Here is a 7542-nt window from a genome sequence, read left to right as displayed (position 1 = left end):
CCGGGGTACTGGTTAATGTTGCAACATAAGCAGGAGAGGCGATATATAGCACAGCAAAAAGTACAAAAGGTGTCAGCACTAACACCCAGCCGGAAAGGCGACCTTCAGCTGAAAGGGTTCTAACCCGGCGTTTAAAAGTGAACCGCTGCCTAATAACATTAGAAAGCGATTCAATTTTTTCAGCTAAATTACCGCCGGTTTCCTTTTGAATACTCACCGCACTGGCAAAAGCCATTGCCGAAGTTATAGGGACCCGTTGTACAAATAATAAAAGCGATGTTCTAATATCAGTACCAAAATTTATTTGATTAAATAAAATATAAAATTCTTTGGATAAATCACCTTGGGTTTCTTCGTAAACAAGTTTTAACGCTTCAGAGAAGGCATAACCAGCCTGTAACCCTCTTTTCAGTACATCAAGCGCTTCAGGGAACTGTTCTTCAATCTTTTCAAGACGGTTATTTATATCTCTATTCAATTTGATATAAAACACAAAGAAAACAATAAAAATGCTGAAAAGTACAAACAGTGGATCCAGGATGAAATACCAAACTAAAGGCGCAAAAGCGACCGCGGTGAATAAAGCAAAAAACAGATATTGATGACCGAATATTTTATAACCGGCTAATTGCAACTTATAGGTAATATCTTTAACAAATTCAATTTCTTCCAATGCTCTAAAGAAGCTTGGCAATTTTTCTAATTTTTTATTAAGCACTAAATCTACCTGCTGCGCGGTTTCACCATCGGAAATCCCTTTAAGATGCTTTTTTAATAAGCGCGTTTTAGTCCTTTGAGGACTGTAAACTGAGACAAGTAAAGACTGAGATAAAAAAATCACGGCTGAAAATATTAAAATTAAAAACCAATACTCATTACTCATATTGCCTCCTAGAAATTAGCCATATTAAAATCTGCGCCAAAAATAGAGTTTGGTAAATTAATACCTTTCAACTTAAGCTGGTTATTGAAATTAGGAATTACGCCAGTGGCAGTATAGTCGCCGAGAATATTCCCATCAGCATCTTTACCGGTTCTTGTAAATTTAAAAATTTCAGACATGGTGATGACATCACCTTCCATGCCGTTAATTTCCTGCACACTCGTTATACGTCTGCACCCGTCTTCCTGGCGCTGCAACTGAATAACTACATTGATCGCCGATGCGATTTGGGAGCGAATATTATGAATCGGCATATCAAAACCGGCCATGCACACCATATTTTCCATTCTGCCTAATGCATCCCTTGGATTGTTTGCATGCAAAGTTGTTAAAGAGCCTTCATGGCCGGTATTCATAGCAGCAAGCATATCAATTGCTTCAGCCCCCCTGACCTCACCAATTACAATTCTGTCTGGACGCATCCGTAAACTGTTTTTCACCAAATCTCGCTGCAATACTTCGCCTTTACCTTCAATATTGGCGATGCGTGTTTCAAGCCTCACTGTATGCGGTTGCTGAAGCTGTAATTCTGCTGAATCTTCAATGGTAATAATGCGTTCATTTTCTGGAATAAAACCGGATAAAATATTGAGCAGTGTTGTTTTACCACTGCCCGTACCACCAGATATCAGTACATTTAATTTGCCCAAGACAATGGCATTAATAAATTGGCCAATCTCTTTATTCATCGAACCATAGGCAATAAGTTGTTCAGAGGTTAACTTATCTACGGTAAACCGACGAATAGATAAACAGGGACCATCTAAAGCCAGAGGCGGAATAATGGCATTAACCCTCGAGCCATCCTGCAGACGGGCATCTACCATTGGCGATGATTCATCAATTCTTCGACCAACACTCGATACAATGCGATCAATAATATTGAGCAGATGGCGATTATCATAAAAAGTTACCGGGACTTTTTCTAACTTACCAAACCGTTCGACATAGATACTGTCATAATTATTCACCAAAATATCGGAAATGGTTGTATCTGCTAACAGGGTTTCTAATGGACCTAAACCTAATACCTCATCAATGATTAATTTTATGATTTTTTGTCGAGAGAGTAAGTTTAACGGTCTGGATATTTCATTAAGTAATTGATGGCATATTTCAGTAATCTGTTGCCTGGCAGTATGCTCATCCAGCGTTTCTAAAACAGATAAATCTAACATTTTTAACAATTTTGCAAAGGTATCTTGTTTAATTTCCAAATCTTGTTGATTAATTACATCATATTGCGGTTGCCCTGTTTTTTGTAAGGATTCCATATTTATTCCTTATTAGAATTGAGCGAAAAGAGAGACCAGAAGCTAGTAGAATGCTCTTTTATGTTAATAGAAACAGGCAAGAAGTCAGACACTATCTGTTCAATATCCTGCTTTATTTGTTGTGAATTATGGACCTGTAGCAGGGGTTTTCCCAAATCGGTACACGCACTCGCAAGCTCATAATTATTATGAATAACAAGAGCAGATTCGACACCAACCGCTTCTTTTATCTCCGCAACACTAATGCTGCTATGTTTCTTTGAAAATCGGTTCACTATTAAATGAATCCGCTCAGGTTTTATTCCCAAGCGAATTTTCATTTCGGAAACTAACGCTCTCGCTTCTCGAATGCTGACAATATTTTGTTGTACTACCACTAAAATAACATCGGAAATATCAAGTATTGGCAGGCTGTGTGCTTCTAATCCTCTGGAAAAATCAACGATAAGCAACTGGTAACTCAAGCGGATTTTATTTATCAACAAACTTAAATCATAATGGTTTATATCAACCAAATCAGATAGATGAGAATATGGTTTAACAGGCAGCAAACTCAAATTACCATTTGAACACATCATAGATTTAATCGCTAGCGCATCTAATTCCTGCACCTCTTGTAATGCATCTGTCAGATAATATTCTGGGTCGACATCTAAACTATCCGCCAAGCTGCCATGGTGAAAATCAGCATCAAATAAAACAATATTGTCATTGCTTTTTTGCGCGCAAATCTGACCTATACAATCGGTAATAAAACTTGCTCCGCAGCCACCTTTACCATTAATAACGCTGACCACTGGCGCCATTTTAATATTGGCTGAAATTTGCACCACCAATTTCGATAAGGCAGGGCCAATTTCATCACTAAAATGCTCTAACGGAATAAAGTCCTTAACTTGATATTGAATCGCTTTTCGCATCATCGCAGCAGAAATATTATCACCAATTAATATGGTCGGAATATTTTGTGCAGCAGACTTTTCCATATCTGTAAAAATTTGCTGCTCATCACCACAGTAAACTAACAGCACAATTTGAGTTTCACTATTAATTAAAGAGATTTTAGGTGCCACTTTCAAAATTAGGTTTTTTACTTCAGAGAAATATTCACTAATCTGCTCTCTAAAATGTAGATCAGCACAAACCAGTAAGCTATTCACCAAAAAAGGGAATGACATTTTTAATTCATCCTTATCAATAAAACCGGGGGAAGTGTCTGTTTGCTCTTTTGATAGGGGTGATATTTTTAAAATGTTTTTTTCCATATTAAATAACCCTGAAAGTTAAATGCCATTACCAGCAAATTGTATATGTATCTCTTGTTACACCAAGGCTTTCTCGTGGCAAGGTAGTTGAAAAACTTGGCGAGTTTAGCGTGACAGAGAAAAAGGGAATTAATAATTCATGCTGATAATTCACTATTTCAGCTCGCACGAGACGAATTTCAGTAAAAGTAGTGGCCGCGCTACCATCGTATTGTAAATAACTGATATGAAGGTTCGCCGACGCTAAGTTAGGGATAATATTGCTGCTGCCAAATGTTGCAGCACTTAAGACCCCTGCAGGTTGAGCAATTGATTGCGGATTGCCCGTATCGGTTAATAAATTACATACAGTTGCCAATCGGGCACCACGCCGGGAAACTTCAGTCAGTACATTCCATGTATACATTAATCTGGCGAATTCAATTACCGCAAAAAACAGAATAAAAAACAGTGAGGCAACGATGGCAAACTCGACGCTATAAACCCCTTTGGCCCTGTTTTTATAAAGCATTATAATGCCCTCATAGTATAGCGCGTAATTAGAGGAAAGCTTAAGTCAAAACTAGCATCGCTTACAAAGGATGGTAAGCTGCTCCCAAATATCGGCTGCCAAGGATAACTAACAGTTAACGTTATAAATTCACCTGAAACTGTAATAGTAATGGTCGCAGCCGCTAGATTCGGTAATACCTGCGTAGCACTGTTAAATTGACCATACCTTAAAAGAGCGGTTGCATTGCCTGACGTTCCCGCCGTAATATCAATATCCTCGGTTGAGCCTGGTCGAGCATTATTACTAATGTATCTCGATGCATCTCTAACTACCTGTGTTAAGGCATTATATTGATAAAGCAGCCGGGAAAATTCAACGGTCGCATATAATAGCAGCAACATAATGGGCAGTATTAAAGTCAGCTCTATCGCAGCCAATCCTTTTTGCTTTCTCTTTAACTTAAGCATACTTCCTCCTAAGAATCCTTACTGCCAGGTACATGATAAAGCACTATGGTATAAGGGCCGGGGTTGTCCTCAGCCACACCTTCCGGTATGCCCTCTACTGAACAATCAAAAAGAAATTCACCGACAATATAGGCATTCTGTCCGCCTGAAATCATATCCTGTGATAAGAAAAAGCAACCAAGTCCCATATAGGGAATGTCTGATGCACCATGATTTTTGCCGCTACAATCTCCAATAACAACATTTAATATTCTTCGCTCATTTTCATTCGGAGGAGTGTCATTTATAGCATTAGGAATGATAATTGGGTCACCATTTTCAGTATCAGAACAAAAACCATTCTCTATATCCTGTTCATATTGGTTAACTCTAACGCCATTTACATCAACTATACTATAACGATAAGCATTGCCTGCCATCTCTGTCGAAATAGCATCACTTGCATCAAGCTCTATCTGTGGTCCCTGACATATATTCCAATCTCTTGGATGGTCGGTTGAATTCACCGGCCCCTGCCAAGATCCCATTCGTGTATTTATTCCTTGCCCCGATGGCCCGACAGTATTACCCGGTTCGGTAGGTACCAGACTTCCCACTCCGGCTGTGGAAAAACAATTTTCGGAATTAAAGGCTTCTCCCGCCATTGCATCTCTTATATCTGCACCACCACTATTATCACCCAAACGAATCAATTGGAAATTACCCGGTCCAATCGGTGAATTGCTATTTGAGCCTATTTTCATCAAATACAATTTATTTAAAGGTAGTCCATAAATAGTGTCTGGGTTATCTGGTACTTCCGCAGCCTCTGCCACTGGATCACCGCAAACTAGCATAGGTACTAAATTTTTAGGGCATTCAACAACAGCAGTGCTCGGTCCAGCTAACGAGGTCGCTGATACCCGTTTTGAGAAATTTAGTATATCCGCCAGAAAATTATTTAAATTAAGGTTACGAATCACAACCTTTACATAATCCGCATCATCGCTGCTAGAACTTATAAATGGATCGGGTTTCTCTGAAAAATCAACATTTATCTGCGCGGTTACTTGCGTCGCAGAAGTATCCACGGACAACAGATTAAGCGCGTCATTAATTTCAAAATTATCACTGTGAGCAATATTCAAAGCTAAAATTTGAATCACAGCTACTCTTGCGTCTATATGGCTGCCACCGTCATCTAAGGTTTTCGCCGCATGTAGAGCCGCAGCATCAGATAAGTTTTGCAGACGACTTTTATTTAGCAGTAGATGCCCGCTATCTATCGCCAAGGCTGCCATAGCGATTAAAACAAATAAGCCTATGGTAAACATTACTAAGATATTACCCTGCTGTTTTTTTAGTAATTGACCACGCTTACGCTTTAAATTATTAGCCATATATTGCCTTCCTGTTTACTTTCCACCTCTATTGTAGAGTGGGGATAACACGACCTTCTTTCGCTGAATAGGTAGTTTCCTGGTATCCAGTCATAACCTTTTTGCCGACATTTCCTTCTAAGGAGTTGACGACACCAGCGTTATTTTCTGCTGCCATAGGATCTAAAGTTTGCATCTGATTAATATCGGCATAAGTGCCTGATATTTCGTGCTGCTGATCCACACTGCAAGCAGAAATAGCGATAATCAATGAGATCAGAAGTATTGACTTTTTAATTGTTTTCATCAGTTAGCCCTCTGTTTTATCTGTACTTAATTCATGACCATATTTTTCTTGAGTTCCACCGCTATCCGGTAACAGATCATCGTTAACATCCTCAACTTGATTAGGCGATTTGTCTGCAGAGTCATTTTCTTTACGCTCTGTCATTTTACCTAACAGATAAAAACTCATATCTCCTGAGGCGACGAAATTATCAGTCGGCAGGGCAACCCCCTCTTTATTGAATGGGCGGACAAGCCTTGGGGTGACCATAATCACCAGTTCGGTTTGACCTTTGATATACTCTTGACTGCGGAATAGCTGCCCAAGAATAGGGATATCTCCTAAGCCGGGTAATTTATCAACGGTTTCTCTGAAGTTATCACTGATCAGACCACCAATAGCAATGGTTTGACCATCACCTAACTCAACAGTGGTTGACGTTGTTCTTTTAACAAGGGAAGGCACAATATAACTGGAATCAGTCGCAGCATCTGTAATTGCAAGCGTATTAGCAGAGCTTAATTCACTGACCATTACTTTTAGGTTGAGATTGATTTTTCCGGAATCTAATACTGTGGGTACAAAGGTAACCCCAACACCAAACTCCCGATATTCAATGGTTACTCCATCCTCATTAGGTACCGGAATTGGAAATTCACCACCAGATAAAAATTGCGCTTGCTGACCACTCAGCGCGGTAATATTTGGCTCTGCCAATACTTTCGCCAACCCATGTTGTTTGGCAATCTCAAAAGCAAAACTGAACAGGGTATCTCCGCCAATATAGCTACCAAAAATCCCTTGAGCGATTCCGGCAGATGCACCGAGCGAACTAAAGAGATCTCCGCCATTGATAATGCCCCCACCACCATTATTGCCGTCAAAGGCCAATAGCATTTTAGAGTCTAATTTGCGAGCAACCTCACTTTGAACTTCAGCAACAGTCACTTCAAGCATAACCTGATGACCACCACCGACGGACAGCATGTTTAGCACTTCGCTTTTTCTTTTACCTACTGTTGCCGTGTCTGAATATCCTCTGGCAAGTTCAAGGGCTAAGTTCATTTTTTCCAGGGAAGATGTTTCCCCACTTAACACTAATTGGCCTTGAGAAGATTCAATGCCTATCTTTTGATCAGGCAGGTAATGATAAAATCGTTCGCGTAAACTGTTCAGATCATGGGTAACTTCCAAATTAATAATATCTATTATTTTGTCGTTTTTGTCCCAAACCATAACATTGGTTGTTCCTAACGCTTTACCCACGACATAAAGCTCATCAACTCTTAAAATAAGAATATCGGCTATATTGGAATTGCCTATTGAAACACGATGAATATCGTCTTTCATTTTTAAGTTACGCGACTTAAAAATAGGAATTTTTTCGGTGTTATCTTCTTTCATGGCCGGTCCTCCGGCATGAACGGTAACAATGGCAAAGCACAAGGATAAAATC

Annotated in this window: 8 protein-coding genes; all 8 read right to left on the bottom strand. The window is 39.5% G+C overall.

The features are described 5' to 3' along the window. A partial coding sequence (locus tag AC4GME_RS15915) for a type II secretion system F family protein (protein WP_490379747.1) occupies positions 1 to 883 on the bottom strand: 883 nt, incomplete at its 3' end. A gap of 8 nt (positions 884 to 891) precedes the next feature. Beyond that, the gene (locus AC4GME_RS15910) at positions 892 to 2217 is read right to left on the bottom strand and encodes a TadA family conjugal transfer-associated ATPase (RefSeq protein ID WP_490377034.1); all 1326 of its coding nucleotides are present in this window, start codon (positions 2215 to 2217) and stop codon (positions 892 to 894) included. A 2-nt stretch (positions 2218 to 2219) separates the two neighbouring features. Beyond that, positions 2220 to 3482 carry a CpaE/TadZ family protein gene (locus tag AC4GME_RS15905; protein ID WP_490377035.1) on the bottom strand — a complete coding sequence of 421 codons (1263 nt, stop codon included), beginning with the start codon at positions 3480 to 3482 and terminating at the stop codon, positions 2220 to 2222. 28 nt (positions 3483 to 3510) lie between these two features. Then, on the bottom strand, positions 3511 to 3993 hold the full coding sequence (locus AC4GME_RS15900) for a TadE/TadG family type IV pilus assembly protein (protein ID WP_490377036.1): 483 nt from the start codon (positions 3991 to 3993) through the stop codon (positions 3511 to 3513). After that, the gene (locus AC4GME_RS15895) at positions 3993 to 4442 is read right to left on the bottom strand and encodes a TadE/TadG family type IV pilus assembly protein (RefSeq protein ID WP_490377037.1); all 450 of its coding nucleotides are present in this window, start codon (positions 4440 to 4442) and stop codon (positions 3993 to 3995) included. The genes AC4GME_RS15900 and AC4GME_RS15895 overlap by 1 nt, the downstream gene beginning before the upstream one ends. Positions 4443 to 4450: 8 nt before the next feature. Then, positions 4451 to 5821, bottom strand: a complete 1371-nt coding sequence (locus AC4GME_RS15890) for a pilus assembly protein TadG-related protein (protein ID WP_490379746.1) — start codon at positions 5819 to 5821, stop codon at positions 4451 to 4453. Positions 5822 to 5849: 28 nt separating this feature from the next. Then, positions 5850 to 6107: a hypothetical protein gene (locus AC4GME_RS15885; protein ID WP_490377039.1), complete on the bottom strand. Its 258-nt coding sequence runs from the start codon at positions 6105 to 6107 to the stop codon at positions 5850 to 5852. Between the two features lie 3 nt (positions 6108 to 6110). Continuing rightward, a complete protein-coding gene (locus AC4GME_RS15880; RefSeq protein ID WP_490379745.1) occupies positions 6111 to 7541 on the bottom strand; it encodes a type II and III secretion system protein family protein in 1431 nt (476 codons plus the stop codon). Position 7542: the final 1 nt, after the last annotated feature.

Source organism: Psychromonas sp. (assembly GCF_983033635.1).
Note: the sequence above shows the minus strand (reverse complement) of the source record. Positions and strands in the feature narration are given on the sequence as shown.

What these genes read in the sequence shown, in the direction of transcription:
- AC4GME_RS15910 (WP_490377034.1), bottom strand. Translation starts at nt 2,217, where the DNA reads ATGGAATCCTTACAAAAAACAGGGCAACCGCAATATGATGTAATTAAT.
- AC4GME_RS15905 (WP_490377035.1), bottom strand. Translation starts at nt 3,482, where the DNA reads ATGGAAAAAAACATTTTAAAAATATCACCCCTATCAAAAGAGCAAACA.
- AC4GME_RS15900 (WP_490377036.1), bottom strand. Translation starts at nt 3,993, where the DNA reads ATGCTTTATAAAAACAGGGCCAAAGGGGTTTATAGCGTCGAGTTTGCC.
- AC4GME_RS15895 (WP_490377037.1), bottom strand. Translation starts at nt 4,442, where the DNA reads ATGCTTAAGTTAAAGAGAAAGCAAAAAGGATTGGCTGCGATAGAGCTG.
- AC4GME_RS15890 (WP_490379746.1), bottom strand. Translation starts at nt 5,821, where the DNA reads ATGGCTAATAATTTAAAGCGTAAGCGTGGTCAATTACTAAAAAAACAG.
- AC4GME_RS15885 (WP_490377039.1), bottom strand. Translation starts at nt 6,107, where the DNA reads ATGAAAACAATTAAAAAGTCAATACTTCTGATCTCATTGATTATCGCT.